This window comes from Flavobacterium psychrotolerans, from assembly GCF_003097635.1.
Taxonomy (GTDB): domain Bacteria; phylum Bacteroidota; class Bacteroidia; order Flavobacteriales; family Flavobacteriaceae; genus Flavobacterium; species Flavobacterium psychrotolerans.
Map to the genome: position 1 here is coordinate 78,348 of NZ_QCZI01000009.1, position 19,279 is coordinate 97,626.

Annotated in this window: 15 protein-coding genes; 7 read left to right on the top strand and 8 right to left on the bottom strand. The window is 36.5% G+C overall.

Annotation, left to right across the window (positions count from 1 at the left end):
* Positions 1–4 precede the first annotated feature (4 nt).
* From DB895_RS08500 to DB895_RS08515, 4 genes are all read left to right on the top strand, one after another.
* Positions 5–226, top strand: coding sequence for a DUF6095 family protein (locus DB895_RS08500; RefSeq protein ID WP_116724935.1), 222 nt, complete (start codon positions 5–7; stop codon positions 224–226).
* Positions 226–798, top strand: a complete 573-nt coding sequence (locus DB895_RS08505; RefSeq protein ID WP_116724936.1) for a pentapeptide repeat-containing protein — start codon at positions 226–228, stop codon at positions 796–798. The genes DB895_RS08500 and DB895_RS08505 overlap by 1 nt, the downstream gene beginning before the upstream one ends.
* Before the next feature lie 193 nt (positions 799–991).
* Positions 992–1,363, top strand: a complete 372-nt coding sequence (locus tag DB895_RS08510) for a DNA topoisomerase IV (protein WP_116724937.1) — start codon at positions 992–994, stop codon at positions 1,361–1,363.
* Positions 1,364–1,373: 10 nt separating this feature from the next.
* A complete protein-coding gene (locus tag DB895_RS08515; protein WP_116724938.1) occupies positions 1,374–2,150 on the top strand; it encodes a TerC family protein in 777 nt (258 codons plus the stop codon).
* Positions 2,151–2,178: 28 nt separating this feature from the next.
* Here the strand turns inward: DB895_RS08515 and DB895_RS08520 are convergent, their stop codons facing one another.
* The 7 genes from DB895_RS08520 to ychF all read right to left on the bottom strand — a co-directional run bounded on the left by DB895_RS08520 (position 2,179) and on the right by ychF (position 10,765).
* On the bottom strand, positions 2,179–3,480 hold the full coding sequence (locus DB895_RS08520; RefSeq protein WP_116724939.1) for a protein kinase: 1,302 nt from the start codon (positions 3,478–3,480) through the stop codon (positions 2,179–2,181).
* Positions 3,481–3,591: 111 nt separating this feature from the next.
* Positions 3,592–6,300 carry a DNA gyrase/topoisomerase IV subunit A gene (locus tag DB895_RS08525; RefSeq protein WP_116724940.1) on the bottom strand — a complete coding sequence of 903 codons (2,709 nt, stop codon included), beginning with the start codon at positions 6,298–6,300 and terminating at the stop codon, positions 3,592–3,594.
* Positions 6,301–6,320: 20 nt separating this feature from the next.
* Positions 6,321–6,623, bottom strand: coding sequence for a nucleotidyltransferase domain-containing protein (locus tag DB895_RS08530; protein WP_116724941.1), 303 nt, complete (start codon positions 6,621–6,623; stop codon positions 6,321–6,323).
* The gene (locus tag DB895_RS08535) at positions 6,623–7,027 is read right to left on the bottom strand and encodes a nucleotidyltransferase substrate binding protein (RefSeq protein ID WP_116724981.1); all 405 of its coding nucleotides are present in this window, start codon (positions 7,025–7,027) and stop codon (positions 6,623–6,625) included. The genes DB895_RS08530 and DB895_RS08535 overlap by 1 nt, the downstream gene beginning before the upstream one ends.
* A gap of 10 nt (positions 7,028–7,037) precedes the next feature.
* Positions 7,038–8,900, bottom strand: coding sequence for a DNA topoisomerase IV subunit B (locus DB895_RS08540; RefSeq protein WP_116724942.1), 1,863 nt, complete (start codon positions 8,898–8,900; stop codon positions 7,038–7,040).
* Positions 8,901–9,025: 125 nt separating this feature from the next.
* Positions 9,026–9,553: an NADPH-dependent FMN reductase gene (locus DB895_RS08545; protein ID WP_116724982.1), complete on the bottom strand. Its 528-nt coding sequence runs from the start codon at positions 9,551–9,553 to the stop codon at positions 9,026–9,028.
* Between the two features lie 117 nt (positions 9,554–9,670).
* Positions 9,671–10,765 carry a redox-regulated ATPase YchF gene (gene ychF, locus DB895_RS08550; protein ID WP_116724943.1) on the bottom strand — a complete coding sequence of 365 codons (1,095 nt, stop codon included), beginning with the start codon at positions 10,763–10,765 and terminating at the stop codon, positions 9,671–9,673.
* 200 nt (positions 10,766–10,965) lie between these two features.
* Between ychF and DB895_RS08555 the strand changes: the two genes are divergently transcribed.
* Positions 10,966–11,505, top strand: a complete 540-nt coding sequence (locus DB895_RS08555; RefSeq protein ID WP_116724944.1) for a hypothetical protein — start codon at positions 10,966–10,968, stop codon at positions 11,503–11,505.
* 86 nt (positions 11,506–11,591) lie between these two features.
* On the opposite strand, the gene sucC is transcribed toward DB895_RS08555, so the two are convergent.
* Positions 11,592–12,788 carry an ADP-forming succinate--CoA ligase subunit beta gene (sucC, locus tag DB895_RS08560; protein WP_116724945.1) on the bottom strand — a complete coding sequence of 399 codons (1,197 nt, stop codon included), beginning with the start codon at positions 12,786–12,788 and terminating at the stop codon, positions 11,592–11,594.
* 390 nt (positions 12,789–13,178) lie between these two features.
* Between sucC and gltB the strand changes: the two genes are divergently transcribed.
* On the top strand, positions 13,179–17,696 hold the full coding sequence (gltB, locus tag DB895_RS08565; protein WP_116724946.1) for a glutamate synthase large subunit: 4,518 nt from the start codon (positions 13,179–13,181) through the stop codon (positions 17,694–17,696).
* 2 nt (positions 17,697–17,698) lie between these two features.
* Positions 17,699–19,153, top strand: coding sequence for a glutamate synthase subunit beta (locus DB895_RS08570; protein ID WP_116724947.1), 1,455 nt, complete (start codon positions 17,699–17,701; stop codon positions 19,151–19,153).
* The last annotated feature ends 126 nt before the right edge of the window (positions 19,154–19,279 follow it).

The following is a 19,279-nucleotide window of genomic DNA, read 5'->3' on the forward strand; positions in this document are numbered from 1 at the left end:
TAAAATGGCAACGAACCGAAAAGTTTTATCAAAAGGAATCAATTATTTAGCATGGGCCTTGCCTTTGCTGTTCATTGGGCCTTCCGTAATTTATAATGCCTTTATCAATAAACAAAACGGTTGGCATTATTTGGTTTTAGCTGTTGGAATCATTGCTTGTTTAGGGGCCGTTTATTTGATGTTTATGGGGTTAAAAACAATTGTCAGAAGTTTATTTAACGATTAATGGAAAATCTCATTCACATTCACAAGACTTTCGAAAAAGTCGTTTATATCGACAAGAAAATCAACAACAGGGAATTTGACGGTTGCATTTTCAAGAACTGCGATTTCTCGAATAGTGATTTCTCATATAATACCTTTATGGATTGCGAGTTTATTGATTGCAATTTGGCCATGACACAATTAGCTGGAACAAGTTTAAAAACCGTGAGCTTTAAAAATTGCAAATTACTAGGCATTCAATTCCATACTTGTGATGACTTTTTGTTTGCCGTGAATTTTCAGGATTGCGTTTTGGACTACTCCTCGTTTGCCAACAAGAAAATGCCGAAAACCCATTTCAATTCCTGTTCCCTAAAAGAAGTTTCTTTTATAGGAACCCATCTTTCGAATTCTGTTTTTGAAAATTGTAATTTAGAAGGAACCATCTTTAATGACACGCTACTGACAGGCGTTAATTTTAAGTCGGCCTACAACTATAAAATTGATCCCGAGTTTAATCCAATGAAAAAAGCAAAGTTTTCAATGCAAGGAATCCCGGGGCTTTTAGAGAAATATGATATTAAAATTGAGTAATCCTCACCCCCCAACCCCTCTCCAAAGGAGATGGGAGCCGAACCGTCGAAATGAATAATTCAAACCTTAGCCCTGATTACTTCACTTTTTTTCTATTTTCATCGGAGTTCAGTGAACTTCGTTTGCAGTGGTAATCCTTTTTTGAGGAACGAAAAAAAAGATTGAAACGAATAGCAGGAAACAGCTCCAAAAAATGAAAAAAAATATACTACTTCCTTCACTCCTATTGCTCTTTTCGTGCTACAATGTAGAACGCAATTGCAAGGATTTTAAAACTGGAAAATACCAATCTGAAATTTTGATTGATGGCGTAAAAAAACAGAGCACTTCTATTAGAACCGATTCGATGGTCATAGAAACCTATGAAGGAAAAACGGATACGGCTTCGATTCGGTGGATTAATGATTGCGAGTATGTTTTGCAGAAATTGAATCCTAAGAATATGGCTGAAAAAAAGGCAATTGACATTAAAATTTTGACAACATCAAAAAATTCCTATACCTTTGAATTTGGAAGTATAGGAAGTAATGCCAAACAAAAAGGGACTGCAACCCGAATCAACTAAAATCAACTAAATGGAAGTTTTTTTAAACCCGAATGCCTGGATTGCCTTATTAACATTGACTTTTTTAGAGATTGTTTTAGGAATAGACAATATCATTTTTATCTCTATTGCTACTGGGAAATTACCCGAAGAAAAACGAAAAAAAGCCACGAAAATCGGAATGTTCTTAGCCATGTTTATGAGAATAGCATTGCTGTTGGGGATTACGGTGTTAATTGCAATGAAAGAACCCTGGTTTAGTATTGACTTGAATTGGATTAGCGCGCAAATTTCCGGCCAAAGCATTATTTTATTTCTTGGAGGATTATTTTTAATTTACAAGAGCACCAAGGAAATCCGCGAGAAAGTGGAAGAAAAAGGGGAAGAGGAAAAGGAACTAAAAAAATCAGCGGCAAAATCTTTTGGGAATGTCATTGTGCAAATTATTTTAATTGATTTGGTTTTCTCATTTGACAGCATTCTTACTGCCGTAGGAATGACCAATGGAGTTGAAGGTGCTATTTATATTATGATTACCGCGGTAGTTATATCAGTATTGATTATGATGCAATTTGCCGTTCCTGTAGGAAATTTTGTAAACAAACATCCCTCGATTCAAATTTTAGGGTTGTCCTTTTTGATCTTAATTGGATTTATGTTAATTACCGAAAGTGCCCACTTAGCGAATGCTTCCTTTTTTGGCAATCATGTTGATGTGGTCCCTAAAGGCTATTTGTATTTTGCCATTTCATTTTCACTTTTAGTGGAGGTTTTGAATATGAAAATGTCTAAAAATAAAAACAAATAACTAGGCGTAATTTAGGGGAAGAACGAAATTATAAATTCTGTATCACCTCTAAAACATCCTTAAAATCTGGCCGTTTTTTATAATCCTCATCCAGACAGGAATTCATAATGGAGGAAATTTTTTGAAATTTATTTTCATCAGAATAGGTCGTTCTGGTTAAAATATCCTCCATAAAACATCCAAAAGCACGCACATCAAGACGTTCAATTCCTTTTGAAAACGAACTGTTTTTGTCGTAAAAAGAAGCAGCTCCAAAATCCCCTAAATAGCCGTATCCATCAATCCTATATAATGTATTGTGGGCGTATAAATCACCATGAAGGATTCCTTTGTTGTGCAGGTGTTTTGCTGCCGAAGCAATGCTGGTTATCAATTCTATTGCTTCTAGCCATTCGAATTTTTGATCTGAAGCAAAAACATCTCTGGAACAGGTTTCCAAACTGGGAGGATTACCAAGATTTGTAAACTCCGGAGCGATTAATTCCATTACAAAACCCTGCTTATTTTCTGGATGTTTTTGTATTTGAGCTAAAAGCGGCACTAAGTTGGGATGATTCCCTGTTGCTAAGCACGTTGCCAATTCGTCGCTGGGATAGCCATCGCTAGTAACCTTCCCTTTAAACAATTTAATTGCAACAGATTTTTGTCTTGTTTTCCAAAATGCTTTGTAGATAAACCCTGAAGCTCCTTCTCCCAATTGTTCTTGTAGCTCCAGTTCTTCCCAAGAGATAAATTCTATTTCAGGATAATCCATAACTTTTGATGAGCAGGGATTTCCGGAAAATGCTAACCAGGATAATCGGGGCAATTCAATGAGCCATTGCGGCAATTCTTGTAATTGATTTGCTGAAATTCTTAAAAGTTCTAAATTTCTACAATTTGCCATTTCTGAAGGCAAGTGCATAAGCTGATTCCCTGCTAAAGCACATTTTTGTAGTTGCACGCACTTTCCTATTGAATTTGGAAGGCAAGCAATTTTATTGTCCGTTAGGATCAACCATCGTAATTTTTTGGGGAATGCATTTTCTGGAATGAATGCTATTTTGTTTGATTTGAAGCCAACCATGCTTAATTCGGGGCAATCGGCTAGTACTTTTGGAAATTCTCTAAATTCATTGTTCGCGAAAAATACAATTTTTAGTTTTTTAAATTTTCCGAAATCAGCAGGTAAAGCACTTAGTTTATTATTCGATAAATCTAAGATTTCTAGGGTATCGCACCATTCAAATAATTCTCTTGGAAATTCAGTCAAGCCTTCGGCTATTTCAATATGTTTTACTTCAGACAAGGAATTATTTTGAACACAATTTTTTATAATATTCGATTTCATAAATGGTAAATATTCTAATCCCTTGTCTTTTTTATTTGGTCAATAAACGGCCAAAATTCTAAAAAACACAATAAAAATTTCGAAAGTGGATTTTGTTTTTTGCTACTTTAATTATTCTAATGACAAGGTAATTTGACCGTCATCATCGAGTTGAATATCACCATCATTTAATTCAATTTGGGTATTACCATGCACTTCTAATTCTTCCGGCACAACTTCTTCAGGAATCTCATAAGGCAATGACTCCAACAAATTAACCTGCTTTAATTTATCGGCAGTCAACTGGTTGCCTAATGCCTTGAACCCTTTTACGGTGATGAAAGATTCTATATCTACTGTTACATTTTCTTTTTGCACGCCCTTAACTTTTGCAAAAACCAATTCTGCTACAGGTCGATAATCCGTGGCGACAATTTCCAGTTGCGAGTTGGGATGTTCGGTTATAAAACTTTCTTCCTTATTTTCAGTTTCTACCAAGAATCTTTTAATGTAATAGCGTTCTTTCTCTCCGTCATAATATATGGCTGAAATCGGTTTTTTCGGAATCCATTTTTCTAAAACTACCATGTCTTCGTCAAAATGAGTCGTCAATTCTGGCGTTATCACTTTTAGTTTACCTGATTGCGAAATCACTAAAATTTTATCATTCGGTCTGAATTCTCCAAGCAATTCTCCCCTCGCATCAACGTTCAATTTTTGAACCGTGTCGTCAAACCAAACTTTTCTTGGCAGTAAAGTGGAGATTCCTTTTTCTTTGATTTCGATTTTTTTGATTGGATATTTCGTCACCAAATTCCCTTTGGATGCGCGTCCTTTAATCGCTAAACTGGCAAAATCAATGTCGAATTTCAATTTTTTAACACTGCCCACTTGGCGCAATAAAATAGTAATTACTTCGGCTTCCCCGTTTGGATTGCAGGTGAAATATAAAATTTGTGAACCCGCAGTCTCATTCGTCAAATCATAAAGTTTATCCCGAGTTACTCCGGAAACATTGAAACGTTTGATATAAGTGGGGCCTGATTTTCCATCTCGGTAAATCATGTTGTAAATCGTTCGTTTATCGCTTTTGTCAAAAATGGCGATATGAATAATGTCTTTTCCGATGAATTTTTTTTCGTCTACTTTACAAATCATCATTTTACCGTCACGCAGAAAAACAATCACGTCATCAATATCAGAACAGTCAGTAACGTATTCGTCTTTTTTCAAGCCCGTACCCACAAAACCTTCTTCCCTATTGACATACAGTTTTGTATTTCTTAAAGCTACTTTTGTCGCTTCGATATTATCGAAACTTCGCAATTCCGTTTGGCGTTCCCGACCTTTCCCGTATTTCTCTTTTAATTTTGCAAAAAAAGCAATGGCAAAATCGATTAGATGTTCCAAGTCGAATTTTACTTGTTCGATATCGCCTTCCAGAGCCTCAATCTTATCTTGGGCTTTGTTGCTGTCAAATTTAGAAATACGCATAATCCGAATATCCAACAACCTAAGAATATCTTCTTCAGTAACGGCTCGTTTCAGGTGTTTTATGTGCGGTTTCAAACCTTTATCTACGGCATTGATTACGCCCTCTCTGCTAGTTTCTTCTTCAATATCACGGTATATTTTATTTTCGATAAAAATACGTTCCAAAGACAGGAAATGCCATTGTTCTTCAAGTTCCCTCAATTGGATTTCAAGTTCGCTTTTTAGTAATTGTACGGTTCTGTTTGTCGAAATTTTCAACATATCCGAAACGCCAATAAATAGGGGTTTATTGTCTTCAATCACGCAACCCAATGGTGCGACCGAAGTTTCACAACCCGTGAATGCAAACAATGCATCAATGGTTTTATCTGGAGAAACCCCTGGAAAAAGATGGATTAAGATCTCGACATCGGCAGCGGTATTGTCTTCTATTTTCTTGATTTTGATTTTCCCTTTTTCATTGGCTTTCAAAATACTGTCAATCAAAGTGGTTGTATTGGTCGAAAACGGAATTTGGGAAATCACCAACGTGTTTTTGTCCAATTGTGCAATTTTTGCGCGAACACGAACGCGTCCGCCACGCATTCCGTCATTATAATTGGAAACATCAGCAATACCTGCGGTCATGAAATCTGGAAAAATCTGGAAGGGTTTTCCTTTTAATATTTTTATGGAAGCATCAATCAATTCATTAAAATTGTGGGGCAACACTTTCGTAGATAGTCCAACAGCAATCCCTTCAGCTCCTTGTGCCAAAAGCAATGGAAATTTAACAGGAAGGTTATTCGGTTCCGCACGACGACCATCATAAGAAACGCCCCAATCGGTAATTTTTGGAGAATACAGAACCTCCAAAGCAAATTTAGACAAACGTGCCTCGATGTAACGGGAAGCCGCAGCGCTGTCGCCCGTTAAAATATTCCCCCAGTTTCCCTGGCAATCAATCAATAATTCTTTTTGTCCAATTTGCACCATGGCATCCCCAATACTCTGATCTCCGTGTGGATGGTATTGCATGGTATGACCAACAACATTGGCTACTTTGTTGTACCGACCATCATCTAACTCTTTCAAAGAATGCATAATTCGGCGTTGCACCGGTTTAAATCCGTCCTCGATAGCAGGTACAGCACGCTCTAGAATTACATAGGAAGCATAATCCAGAAACCAGTCTTTGTACATTCCGGTGACTTTGGTAATGGTGTCGGTGCTGTCTTCGTTATTTTCGTAAAAATGTTGCATTCCTCCCGAAGTTTTTATGTCTTCGAATCCTTCTTCGTTCGTTGACTCGAACGCTTCATTGTTTTCGTCTTCGTTGGGGATGATGTTATCTTCTTCGTCTTTCATTTACCTTAAATCGATGCTATTTATTTTTTATAAAATACTTTACCCACTCTATTTATATGATCTTCCAAACTCGGAGCATTAAGCAATTTATAAATTGAAATGTCAAACAAATAAGGAGTATTTAAATCGTCAATTTCAGAAGTTATTTTTCCAATTAAATCATATTTCAAATCATTTCCGAATAATGTTAAATCAATATCTGAACCTGTTCTATAATTGCCTTTGGCTCTTGAACCATAGATAATTACTTTTTCAATTTCAGGATGTTTCTTGAAAGCAGAATTGATTTTATCGATAGTTTCTTGGTTTAGTCCAAATTCCATTATAAAAAGGTTTTCATTTTAGTATAAAATTTTTCGATTAAAGGAAAATATATATCTTTAATTTTATAATATTCCACATCTAAAATATTTCCGTGATAAGTATGTACTGTCTTGTTTCTACTTTCAATCATATCCATCCAAATTTGTCCTTCTTCAATTATTTCATTCTGAAAAGCCATTCTTGTTGCATCTTTTGAACCTATAATCCCCAACAATCCTTTATCCAGTAGGAAATCTTTCATTACTTTCCAAGCTAATTCATGTGTGAATTCAAACCGTTGAACCGTTCCTTCCTTTTCTAAATCGGAAGGGTTTTCGTAATCTTTTATAGCGATTTTAAAAACTTTAAAGGCGTTTTCAAAATTAGCAAACCTTTGTTCCCAACGTATATCTTGATTTTCCATAGTTTTTAATTTAACTTGCTTCAATCGTATCTAATTCCACCTTCAAGTTCTTAATGATAAATTCTTGTCTGTCGGGCGTGTTTTTACCCATATAAAATGACAACAACTGCTCTATTGACGTGTTTTTATCCATCATAATGGGGTCGAGCCGAATAGTTTCCCCTATGAAATTCTTGAACTCGTCAGGAGAAATTTCTCCCAGTCCCTTAAATCGGGTGATTTCCGGTTTGGGTTTCAGTTTTTCTATGGCCGCTTTTCGTTCGTCATCCGAATAACAATAGATGGTTTCTTTCTTGTTTCGAACCCTGAAAAGTGGTGTTTGCAAAATGTACAAATGTCCTTCTTTTATTAATTCCGGAAAAAATTGCAGAAAGAACGTTATCAATAACAATCGAATGTGCATGCCATCAACATCGGCATCGGTGGCAATTACAATGTTGTTGTAACGCAGTTTTTCCAAACCGTCTTCAATATCCAAAGCCGCTTGCAACAAATTGAACTCTTCGTTTTCATACACAATTTTTTTGCTCATTCCATAACAATTCAGTGGTTTCCCGCGAAGGCTAAAAACGGCCTGCGTATTCACATCCCGAGATTTAGTAATGGATCCCGAAGCAGAATCTCCCTCGGTGATAAAAAGCGTACTGTCCAGATTTTTTGGATTCTTGGTATCAGGAAGGTGTGCGCGACAATCTCTTAATTTTTTGTTGTGCAAATTGGCTTTTTTGGCTCGATCTGTTGCCAATTTTCGAATACCGGAAAGTTCTTTACGTTCCCGTTCCGCTTGCAAAATTTTTCGCAAAAGCGCATCAGAAGTTGCGGGATTTTTATGCAAGTAACTGTCTAATTTATTTTTTACGAAATCGTTCACAAAAGTACGAACAGACGGCATTCCGGGTTCTGAACCCATATCGGTAGAACCTAATTTGGTTTTGGTTTGCGACTCAAAAACAGGCTCCATTACTTTTATACTGATGGCCGTTACTACGGATTTTCGTACATCTGACGCTTCAAAACCTTTGTTGTAAAACTCCCGTATCGTTTTTACAATGGCTTCCCGATAAGCCGCAAGGTGCGTTCCTCCTTGCGTTGTATTCTGTCCGTTTACAAATGAGTGGTATTCCTCGCTGTATTGAGTTTTGCTGTGCGTTAAGGCAATCTCAATATCATCGCCTTTAAGGTGAATGATGGGATATTCCAAATCATCGGCGTGAATAGTTTCTTCCAATAAATCTTTCAACCCATTTTCAGAAAAATATTTTTCGCCGTTGAATAGTATCGTCAACCCATTATTCAGATAACAATAGTTTTTGAGCATTTTGATCACATACTCATATCGGTACTTATAATTTTTAAAAATCGTTTCATCAGGAGTAAAAGTAACTTTGGTACCTTTTCGTTTGGTGGTTTCGATGACGTCTTCTTCAAGAACCAAATTTCCTGCCGAGAATTCAGCTACTTTCTGTTTGTCATCACGAACGGATTCCACGCGAAAATAATTAGACAACGCATTAACCGCTTTGGTACCAACTCCATTCAAACCAACGGATTTCTTAAATGCCAAGGAATCATATTTTCCGCCTGTATTCATTTTAGAAACTACATCAATGACTTTTCCTAACGGGATTCCTCGACCGTAATCCCTAACGGAAACGGTTTTGTCTTTGATGGTCACTTCAATTGTTTTTCCCGCACCCATAACGAACTCATCGATGCAGTTGTCCAAAACTTCTTTCAATAAAATATAAATTCCATCATCAGACGAAGAACCATCACCTAGTTTGCCAATGTACATTCCAGGACGCATCCGGATGTGTTCTTTCCAGTCGAGTGAGCGAATATTGTCTTCAGTGTATTGATTTTGATCTGACATTTTGAAATTTATCGAATTTCTGCTAATATAAGGCTTATCGGCAGATTTTAAAAGAATCAGTCGCCAAAGTTATTAAGAATGATATTGACAACGAATTTTAGATTTCTGACTGCAAATTTAGGATTTTAGATTCCGAAATTTGCAACGATTTCCCTGAGTTGCTTATCCAATTCTGGATTTGAAATTCTTCCTTTTTCAATATCAAAATTATTATCAAAACTAGGTAATGAAAAAGTAGCTATTACATTTCCGCCATAAAAAGGAAAGGCATTTTTGGCTATTCCTAAAACGCTTGCTCCACCCTTGGCTCCGGGTGAAGTTGCCATGAGTAACATGGGTTTTTGTTGAAATATTTTACCCGTGATTCTGGAACACCAATCAAATATATTCTTGAAAGCAGCCGAATAGTTGCCATTATTTTCCGCCAATGAAATAACCAAAACATCGGCACTGGCAATTTTAGCCAAAAAAACTTTTGCCAATTCATGTTGTCCGATTTTTTTTTCTATATCTACACTAAATAAAGGCATTTGAAAATCATTCAAATCCAAAACCTCTACTTCGGCATTTTCAAAAAGATTTGCGGCATACGTTGCTAATTTTTTATTGATGGAGTTTTTACTGGGACTTCCGCCAAAGGCTATGATTTTCATAATAATTTCTTTTTTTAAAAGTAATGAAAATTCGAACATAAATTATAAAACATAAAAAAACCTGTAAAATTACTTTACAGGTTCTATCTTAACTTGATTCCTAAATATTAATCCTAATTACACATTAAATCTAAAGTGCATTACGTCTCCATCTTTTACTATGTATTCTTTTCCTTCTACCTTGAATTTTCCAGCTTCTTTACATTTGGCTTCTGAACCATAATGAACATAATCTTCGTAAGCAATTACTTCGGCACGGATGAATCCTTTTTCGAAATCAGTATGAATTACACCTGCCGCTTGTGGTGCTGTTGCTCCAATATTGATAGTCCAAGCACGAACTTCTTTAACACCTGCTGTAAAATAGGTTTGTTGTTTCAATAATTTATAGGCTGCACGTATCAAAACTGATGCGCCTGGCTCACTTAAACCCATATCTTCCAAGAAAACCTGACGTTCTTCATAACTTTCTAATTCTGTAATATCAGCCTCTGCACCAACTGAAAGTATTATAACTTCAGCATCTTCATCTTTAACCAATTCCCGAACCTGATCTACGTATTTATTTCCGGTAACCGCTGAATTTTCATCGACATTGCAAACATACAAAACTGGTTTTGCTGTAATCAATTGAAAACTTTCCATCAAAACTACTTCATCATTGTTTTGGGGAATTATTGTTCGAGCTGATTTTGCCTGAAGTAACGTTTCTCTAATTCTATCCAAAAGGGCTTTTTCAGCCTGCGCTTCTTTATTTCCAGTTTTGGCAGCACGATTTACTTTTTCTAACCGTTTTTCCACGTTCTCCAAATCTTTCAACTGCAATTCGATATCAATGGTTTCTTTATCACGAATTGGATTTACATTCCCGTCAACGTGAACAATATTATCATTATCAAAACAACGCAAAACGTGAATTATAGCATTACATTCCCTGATGTTTCCAAGAAATTGATTTCCTAAACCCTCGCCTTTACTGGCTCCTTTTACCAAACCTGCAATATCTACAATATCCACAGTTGCCATTTGAACACGTTCTGGTTTTACTAATTCCTCCAATTTTGCCATTCTCGAATCTGGAACATTCACAACTCCTATGTTAGGCTCAATGGTACAAAAAGGAAAGTTGGCACTTTGCGCTTTTGCATTAGACAAACAATTAAACAACGTCGATTTTCCTACATTTGGCAATCCTACAATTCCTGCTTTCATTTTTTATAAGTTGACGATTAACATTTTAGTTAACGGTTAGTATTTTATTTTAAAAGTGTGCAAATATAAGGTTTCTATATCATTAAATATATTATTAAGTTTTCGCATGTGAATTATGTAAGTGTTTTTAATAATTACATAAACTTCCCGAAACTTAATTATCTAAATTTGTAATGTATTAAATTCTAAATCAAAATGTTATGAAAACTATTATCTTAGGAATGTCGGCTTTTATATTTTCTTTAAATATTCAAGCTCAAAATCAAAATGTGAAATCAGAAGTAAAAACCACGATTACTACTACTAAAGATTCAGACGGTGAAAAAAAATCAGTTAAAAGCGAAGAAGTTCGTGAAGTCCAAAATATAGAATTAAAAGATGCTGAGTCTAATACTCTGAATAAGGAAATGAAGGAAACTCCTATTCAAGTAACCTCAGTAACAAAAATAACAAATCCAGACGGAAGCACGCGGACAGTTGATATTGACAGATCGTCTTATTATATGTCGAATAATAAAACATACAAAGTAGATTTAGATACCTACGGATATAAAGTAATTTCCAGTGACAATAGACATACTGGATTACTAAGAAAAACCTCGACCAATAGCTATATTTATAGAGCAAAAGGGAAAACCGCGATAGGCTATTTTGACACCAATGGAAATTTGATTTTGGAAACGTATAATCCAAAATTAGATAAAGTAACCGTTGAAACGTTTACTGTCGTAAAAAAATAATTTATATTTATATAAATATAAAATCCTGAACGAGAGTTCAGGATTTTATGTATAGTATAGAGACGCTTTGCAATGCTTCCCAACTATTATTTATTCAATGCAGCCTTAACCTGATCTGCCGCTTCTTGAAATTCAACAGCAGATAAAATTGGCATGCCCGAATTATCAATTAATTCTTTCGCTATTTCAGCATTTGTCCCTTGAAGACGAACGATAATAGGTACTTTAATAGCATCCCCCATGTTTTTGTAAGCATCAACAACACCTTGGGCTACACGATCACAACGAACAATACCTCCGAAAATATTAATCAAGATTGCTTTAACGTTTGGATCTTTCAAGATGATTCTAAAAGCTAATTCCACACGTTTTGCGTCAGCTGTTCCTCCAACGTCTAAGAAATTTGCAGGTTCAAAACCTGCATATTTTATTAAATCCATTGTTGCCATAGCTAATCCCGCACCATTAACCATGCAGCCTACGGTTCCATCAAGATCCACATAGTTTAAGCCTGCTTCTTTCGCTTCCACTTCGATTGGGTTTTCCTCACGAACATCACGCATATCAGCATATTTTTTTTGTCTGAATAAAGCATTATCATCTATATTTACTTTAGCATCCACCGCAATAATTTTATTGTCAGATGTTTTTAAAACTGGATTGATTTCAAACATGGAAGCATCACAACCAATGTAGGCATTGTATAATGAAGTCACAAACTGTGTCATTTCTTTAAACGCATTTCCAGAAAGGCCTAAATTAAACGCAATCCTTCTAGCTTGAAAACCTAATAAACCTGTAGTCGGATCAATTTCTTCTGTAAAAATTAGATGTGGGGTATGTTCAGCAACTTCTTCAATATCCATACCACCTTCGGTTGAATACATAATCATATTGCGCCCTTTCCCTCTATTTAAAACAACAGACATGTAAAATTCGGAAGTGTCACTTTCACCAGGATAGTACACGTCTTCAGCAACTAAAACTTTGTGCACTTTCTTCCCTTCAGCAGAAGTTTGAGGTGTAATCAATTGCATTCCGATAATTTGTTCCGCCAATTCCTCAACTTGCTGTAAATTTTTAGCCAACTTCACTCCTCCACCTTTTCCACGACCACCTGCATGAACCTGCGCTTTTATAACATACCAACCGGTTCCCGTTTCGGCAGTTAATTGTTTTGCGACAGCAATCGCTTCTAGTGGGTTGTTTGCAACATAACCACGTTGAATTTTAACACCATAACTGGCTAATATTTCTTTTCCTTGGTATTCGTGTATATCCATATTGAAGTTTTTGACAAGATCCCGAATCTATTTCAGGATTACAGTGGCACAAAAATAGCAAAATTAAACATAACTGTAATTTTTTTTTGTTTTAAATGGAATTAAATTTGTTTCTTTTAAAACATTGAAAATTAAATTATATAAAAATTAATCCCAAATTTGTTATAATTTTCAAACTGAATTCCATAATATACCATTTGATACAAAATCAGAAACTCACACCATCTTTTTTTAGTTTATTATTATCAATTCATCAATTAGGATACATTTAAACAACATTATCGTCAATTATTAAACCTTTTTTTATTATTACTGTAAAAATTCAGCCTTTAAGGCTTTTCAATTCATTATATGTTATGAAATCTTTAATTTTGTAAAAAATTATCAAGAATGAAAATAAAAGAACAAGGCCTTTATTTGCCGGAATTTGAACACGACAACTGTGGTGCAGGATTTATTTGTAATTTGAATGGAATTAAGTCTAACGACATTATCCATAAAGCTCTCGATATCTTAATAAAACTAGAGCATCGTGGTGCCGTGAGTTCTGATGGGAGAACAGGAGATGGAGCAGGAATCCTTTTTGATATTCCCCATGATTTTTTTAAAAAAGTATGTGATTTTGAAATACCTGAACCAAGAGAATATGGTGTAGGAATGGTTTTTTTGCCTAAAAGCGAAAATCAAACCACTTTTTGCAAAACCACTTTTGAGGCCGCTATAAAAGATCAGAATTTGTCTATTTTAGGCTGGAGAGATGTTCCCGTAGATGTCTCCAATTTAGGCCAAATTGCCGCCGAAAAAGAGCCTGCTGTAAAACAGGTATTTGTTGGCAAAAATGGATTAGACCTTACCGAACAACAATTCAACGCCAAAATGTTTGCTGCAAGAAAAATTGCAGAACATACCATCATAAACTCAAGAATTTCAGAAAGCCATAGATTCTATTTTTCAAGTTTTTCTACAACTACCATAATATATAAAGGTTTGCTGATGCCGGAAGACATTAGCCGATATTATACCGATTTGTTGGATGATGACTTAGTGACTCGATTGGCATTGGTTCACCAACGATTTTCTACCAACACTTTCCCTTCCTGGGAATTGGCACAACCGTTTAGATACATGTGCCATAATGGTGAAATCAATACCCTTCGCGGTAACATCAGCAGAATGAGGGCTCGTGAAGAATTGATGAAAAGTGATGTTTTTGGTGAAGACATCAAAAAAATGTTTCCTATCATATTAGACGGAAAATCCGATTCAGCTTCTATGGATATGGTTGTTGAATTGTTATTAATGACAGGCCGTTCCCTACCAGAAGCCATGATGATGGTGGTTCCGGAAGCTTGGGAGAAACACCAAACCATGTCAGAAGATAAAAAAGCATTTTACGAATACAATTCCTGCATTATGGAACCTTGGGATGGCCCAGCTTCCATTCCGTTTACCGACGGAAATGTAATTGGTGCTTTATTAGACAGAAATGGATTGCGTCCATCACGCTATACCTTGACAAAAAGCGGATTCGTAATTATGTCCTCAGAAATTGGGGTTTTAGACATTAAACCAGAAGATGTAGTACAACATGGTCGATTAGAACCCGGGAAAATGTTCTTGGTAGACATGAATGAAGGCCGTATCATTGAAGATGATGAGATTAAAAATTCCGTTGTAACCAAAAGACCTTACAAACAATGGTTGGATGAGAATTTATTGCAATTGGCTAAAATTCCATATACCGATAATGCCATACCTGTAGAAAAAATTGATTTTGAAACCAGACAACGCTTGTTTGGTTATACGATCGAAGACTTAAAAACCATTATCAACCCAATGGGATCACAGGGCAATGAAGCCTTGAGCTCTATGGGTAACGATACCCCGTTAGCGGTTTTATCAGATCAACCACAGCTTTTATACAACTATTTCAAACAGTTATTCGCTCAAGTTACCAACCCTCCATTGGATGGTATTCGTGAAGAAATCATTACTGATACCAGTTTGGCTATTGGAGGTGATTATAACATCTTTGACATTGAACCGAAACATTGTAAAAAAATAAAAATTCAAAATCCCGTTATTTCAAATGAGGATTTGGACAAAATAAGAAATATTAATCACATTGATTTCAAATCCGTAACCATTTCTACCTTATATGAAATAGAAAAAGGGGTAAATGGTTTGGAAACAGCATTGGAAAAATGCGTTCAAGCAACTTTCAAAGCAGTTTCAGAAGGCTGCAATATTGTAATCCTTTCCGATAGAGGAGTTGACGAAAAAATGGCTCCAATACAAATGCTACTGGCTTGTTCTTACATTCACCATACATTAAATATTCTAAAAGTGCGTTCCAAATTTGGAATCATAATCGAATCCGCGGAACCTCGTGAACCACATCATTTTGCGTTATTATTTGGATATGGTGCAAGTGCCATAAATCCTTATATGGTCAATGAAATCATTTACGATCAAGTAAATCAAGGATTTATTGCAAATGTGAATGCAGAATATGCTATCAAGAATTACAACAAGGCAATTGCCAAAGGGATTCTTAAAATCATGAACAAAATTGGGATCTCTACCTTGCATTCCTATAGAGCTGCCCAAATTTTTGAAATTTTAGGATTAAACAAAAAATTCACTTCTAAATATTTCCCTTTCACACCTTCCCGTATTGAAGGAATTGGTTTGATGGAGCTCGAAAACGAAGTAAAGAAAAGATACCAGACTGCATTTCCAAATTCAAAAATAGCGAGCCTATTGCCTTTGGAAATCGGAGGGATTTACCGATGGAGACGTAACGGGGAAAAACACATGTTTAATCCAACTACCATTGCAAAATTGCAACAAGCCGTTCGATTAAACAGTCCGGAAAGTTATAAAGAATACTCCGATATGGTCAACAATCAAAGTGAAAATTTGATGACAATTAGAGGTCTATTTGAATTCAACAACCTCGATCCAATTTCCATTGATGAAGTGGAACCTTGGACAGAAATTGTAAAAAGATTCAAAACGGGTGCCATGTCCTATGGTTCCATCAGCTCAGAAGCCCATGAAAACTTAGCTATTGCCATGAACCGAATTGGTGGAAAAAGCAACTCTGGAGAAGGTGGAGAAGACCCTAAACGTTTCCAAAAAGAATTGAATGGAGATTCAAGAAACAGCGCCATCAAACAAGTAGCCTCTGGACGATTTGGTGTTTCCATCAATTATTTGACCAATGCCAAAGAAATTCAAATTAAAATGGCTCAAGGTGCAAAACCTGGAGAAGGCGGACAATTACCTGGTGAAAAAGTAGTGCCTTGGATTGCAGAAACAAGAAATTCAACCCCTTATGTAGGATTGATTTCTCCTCCTCCGCACCATGATATTTACTCAATTGAGGATTTGTCACAATTAATCTTTGATTTAAAAAATGCCAACCGTGAAGCTCGTATCAATGTAAAATTAGTTTCTGAAGTAGGTGTTGGAACCATTGCAGCCGGTGTTGCTAAAGCAAAAGCCGATGTAATCTTGATTTCAGGATATGATGGAGGAACGGGTGCCGCACCATTAACTTCACTACAACATACGGGAATTCCTTGGGAACTTGGACTTGCCGAAGCGCAACAAACCTTAATCTTAAATGATTTAAGAAGTCGTGTCGTTCTAGAATGTGACGGACAATTAAAAACAGGTCGTGATGTAGCAATTGCCGCTTTACTTGGAGCAGAGGAGTTTGGTTTTGCAACCGCACCGTTAGTAGCCTCAGGTTGTATCATGATGAGAGCTTGCCACCTGAACACCTGTCCAGTGGGAATCGCCACCCAAGATCCCGAATTGAGAAAAAATTTCAAGGGAACGCCAGAGCACATTATCAACTTCATGTATTTTATTGCGGAAGAGTTGAGACAAATCATGGCGCAACTAGGATTTAGAACGCTTAAAGAAATGGTGGGACAATCCCAAAAATTGAATGTCAATAAAGCCATCAAACATTATAAAGCGAGCGGATTGGATTTATCCACTATCCTATTCAAACCTGAAAAAGCGAAAGAAGTACCAAATCATAACACCACTACGCAAGACCACGCATTGGAGCATGTTCTTGATTTTGATATCATCAAAGCGGCAATTCCTTCTATTTATAGAAAAGAAAAAACGAGAGTAAATTTCCAAATAAAAAACACGGATCGTTCTGTGGGTGCTATTTTAAGTAATGAAATCTCAAAAATATATGGTGCTCAAGGATTGCCGGAGGACACCATATTAGTTGATTTTGAAGGCTCTGCCGGACAAAGTTTTGGCGCATTTGCTACCAATGGATTGTCATTCAAAATTCACGGAAACTGTAATGATTACTTAGGAAAAGGCCTTTCCGGAGGAAAATTAATCATCAAGGTACCTCCTACTGCCACATTTATACCAGAAGAGAATATCATTATTGGTAACGTTGCCCTTTATGGCGCCATTACCGGTGAAGCCTATATCAACGGTATGGCAGGAGAACGTTTTTGCGTTAGAAATTCTGGAGCGACTGCGGTTGTTGAAGGAATTGGAGATCACGGTTGTGAATACATGACTGGGGGAACAGTTATCATTTTAGGTAAAACTGGAAGGAATTTTGCTGCCGGTATGAGTGGTGGTGTGGCATATGTTTTTGATCCAAATAAAAAATTCGATGCTACTTTATGCAACATGGAAATGGTTGCTTTTGATCCTTTAGAAAAAGAAGATGTAACCAAACTGAAACATTTGATCAAAAATCATTCAATGTACACCAATAGTCCATTGGCAAAACGAATTTTGGGAGATTGGGAAAACCAATATAACCATTTTGTAAAAGTAATGCCTACCGATTATAAAAAAGCATTAAAACGATTAGCGGAAGAGAAGCAAATAGAAGAACTAATAGCACAATAGTCATGGGTAAAATAGGTGGATTTAAAGAATTTAATAGAACCGACGAAAGTAATATAACTGTTCTAGAACGAGTATCGAATTATAATGAATTTACGGTTCCGTTATCCAAAGATAAAATTAAGGAACAAGGGTCGAGATGTATGGATTGTGGGATTCCTTTTTGCCACAGCTCCTGTCCGTTAGGGAATTTAATACCTGATTTTAATGACATGGTGCATCAGGAAGAGTGGCAAAGTGCTTTGGAGATTTTGCAATCTACCAATAACTTCCCTGAATTCACGGGTCGTTTATGCCCTGCTCCATGCGAAAAATCATGTGTTTTGGGTATTATCGCAGAACCGGTCGCTATAGAAAACATTGAAAAAAGCATCATAGAAAGAGGATTTGCCGAAGGCTGGATTAAACCACAACCACCAGAAATCCGAACAGGAAAAACGGTAGCTGTAGTAGGTTCTGGTCCTGCGGGATTGGCGGCAGCACAACAATTAAACCGTGCGGGTCATACCGTTACCGTTTTCGAAAGAGACAATGCCATAGGCGGATTGTTGCGTTATGGAATTCCGAATTTCAAATTAGAAAAAGGAATCATTGACCGACGTGTAAAAATTTTGGAAGCTGAAGGTATTGTTTTTAAAACCAACGTAAACGTAGGCATAAATTATAGTGTGGAAGAATTGAACACTTTTGATTCTATCGTATTGTGTGGTGGAGCAACCGAAAGTCGAAGCTTGCCCACCAAAGGAATTGAAAGCAAAGGCGTGGTTCAGGCCATGACATTCTTAACACAACAAACCAAATCGTTATATGGTGAGGCTATCCCTGACCAAATAAAAGCAACCGGCAAAGACGTCATCGTAATTGGTGGTGGAGATACTGGTTCCGACTGTGTGGGAACCTCCAACAGACACGGTGCGAAATCCGTGACCAATTTTGAGATCATGCCAAAACCACCCGTTGGAAGAAGCGAATCAACTCCTTGGCCCTACTGGCCTTTGCAGTTAAAAACCTCTTCCTCACATGAAGAAGGTTGCGACAGAAACTGGTTAATTAACACCAAAGAATTTATTGCCAACGATAAAGGAGAACTTACCGGTTTGAAAACCGTGGAAGTGCAATGGAAACTGACTCCGGGACAAAGACCGGAACTCATAGAAAAAGCGGGCTCCGAAAAAATATGGCCTTGCGATTTGGCATTATTGGCACTTGGATTTACAGGTCCTGAAAAAACGTTAAGCACCCAATTGGGACTAGAAATTGACATGCGCAACAACTATAAAGCAACGAATTACAAAACGAACGTTCCTCACATTTTTACCGCTGGTGATATGCGAAGAGGACAATCCCTAATTGTTTGGGCTATTTCTGAAGGCCGAGAAGCTGCCAGAGAAGTCGATTTGTATTTGATGGGAACTACTAATTTACCTACTAAAGGGAGAGGCGATTTGCCCAGTTTGTAGTGTCATTATAAATATTTCAAAGCCCTTAAATTGATTTTTAAGGGCTTTTTTTGTTTTATTGGTAATAGAAAACTACCTCTGGGTAGAGCCCACGAGGTATTAATCGGAAAAAGTTAATTTTTGTTT